We start from the raw sequence: 2,113 nt of genomic DNA, 5'->3' as shown, positions 1-2,113 counted from the left end.
CACCTCAGACAGTCAAGCGCTTTCGTGATCGTTTCAATGTACCGGTTGCCTGCCTGCATTCGGGACTCAGTGATGGTGAACGATTACAAGGCTGGCTCGAAGCGGCCAGAGGTACGGCTGGCATTCTGATTGCCACCCGTTCCGGAATTTTCACCCCAATGCCATACCTTGGGCTCATTATTGTCGATGAGGAGCATGACGGCTCCTATAAGCAGCAAGAAAACCTGCGCTATAACGCCAGAGATCTGGCTATTTTCCGTGGCAGCCAATGCCACTGTCCGGTCGTCCTCGGATCGGCAACCCCCTCCCTGGAAACCCTGCACAATACCCACCGGGGAAAATACACTCAGCTTCACCTGAAGCACAGGGCAGGGAATGCACGCCCACCGGCCATGGAGCTGCTGGATATGCGACACCAGGTTCTGAAAGACGGCTTATCCACAGAACTGTTGCAAAGAATCGCTACTCATCTTGGACGGGGCAATCAGGTGATGGTTTTCCTGAACCGTCGCGGCTACGCACCATCCATGATCTGTCAGGACTGCGGCACCATTATCGACTGCCCGCATTGCGATGCGCATATGACCATTCACCGCTACCCTCCCCATATGCACTGTCATCATTGCGATCTGCAACAGGCCATCCCCAGGCAGTGCCCATCGTGCCGGAGTCGAAAGCTGCAGCCCGTTGGCCAGGGTACGGAGCAGACGGAGCAGGTACTCAGCCAGCATTTCTCCGGTTATCCCGTGCTGAGAATTGACCGGGACACCACTCGAAAAAAACAGGCGTTGAGCAATATGCTGGAGGAAGTAGAGTCCGGCAAACCCTGCATACTGCTGGGTACGCAGATGCTGGCTAAAGGTCATCACTTCCCGAATGTTACCCTGGTTGCCATCATCAATGCCGATGCGGGGCTGTTCAGTTCTGACTTCAGGGGACCGGAAAGAACCGGTCAATTGATTATGCAAGTGGCGGGGCGAGCGGGACGGGGTGATAAACCCGGACAGGTAATTATTCAAACCTATAATCCGGCACACCCTGCTCTCCAGCTTTTGTCCATGAACGACTACACCCGCTTTGCCAGCAGTCTGTTTATGGAAAGAAAAAGCCTGAATCTTCCCCCGGAGGGATATTTAAGCCTGATTCGATCAGAATCGGTTAACCAGGGAGAAAGTGAGGTTTTGCTCCGGGCGTTGAGACACTATGCCGAGCAGGCAACTGATCCAACCGGACAGCAACAGATTGGCTGCAATGTCCGGTTGCTCGGCCCGATTCCGGCTCCCATGGAAAAACGTCAGGGACGCTATCGCTGGCACCTGCTTATCCATGGAAAAAGCAGAAATCATTTACACGCGGTGGTCAGTAGCCTTGTCAGCTATCTGGAAAGTCATCGGCTTCCCAGACAACTGAAGTGGACCGTAGATATTGACCCACAGGAGATGAGCTAACCGGGATATTCCATAAACGTGCGCTCGCTTGTCCTTTGCCGCCCTGGCATCCTGCGCCCTGACTCCAGCACCCATGTAATCGTGCGCGAGATTCGGGGTAGTTTATGGAATATCCGGGCTAAAGCATCCGCGATATGGCCTGAATTTGTCCCCGCTGGAAGTTTTGCATGGCACTTTTCCGGGCAAATTCGAGATATTGCCGGATATCATTATCTGGCAGGGATCGATAGGTGTAGAGAAAAATATTGCGCATTCTTACCGGCATATCTTTACGGATATAGGGCTTCTCCTGAGCTTTCAACACCTGGGCAGGCCTCATTGGCTGCTCAGCACCCGCTGGCATAACCTCCCGGAGCATTCTCTGGGCACCTACGGAAGCACTGGCAGCCAGCTCGGTACTCAGCTCAACGGCATCAAGTACTTCCATTAACTCTTCTATCAAGATTATCCGGCTATTTCGAGGCAGCTCCGCCGACAGTTTTTCCCGGATATACTTCTCCATTTTTGCCTGGTTGGCCGGGTCACTGGCTTCCGCTTCCAGGCGGAGAATTGTCTTGCCAAGGGGCGATCCGAACCAGTCAATCAATCGATCCAATTCACCAACCGACAAGGCTTCGTCCAGGGTAACTTTCATGGAGGCCCGGAAAAAATCAGGACTGTAGCGT

The 2,113-nt window shown here is 53.5% G+C and carries 2 protein-coding genes; one reads left to right on the top strand and one right to left on the bottom strand.

All coding sequences use genetic code 11. The features are described from left to right. Positions 1-1,448: primosomal protein N' (gene priA, locus KDK14_RS03905; protein ID WP_257263711.1), on the top strand; the 1,448-nt coding region annotated here is incomplete at its 5' end. Between the two features lie 118 nt (positions 1,449-1,566). On the opposite strand, the gene KDK14_RS03900 is transcribed toward priA, so the two are convergent. Beyond that, positions 1,567-2,113, bottom strand: a 547-nt coding sequence (locus tag KDK14_RS03900; protein ID WP_257263710.1) for a DUF2059 domain-containing protein, incomplete at its 5' end; no start/stop codon positions are given.

Source organism: Endozoicomonas sp. ONNA2 (assembly GCF_024606365.1).
GTDB lineage: Bacteria > Pseudomonadota > Gammaproteobacteria > Pseudomonadales > Endozoicomonadaceae > Endozoicomonas.
The sequence above is the reverse complement of the archived record's forward strand: the minus strand, read 5'-3'. Positions and strand labels throughout refer to the sequence as shown.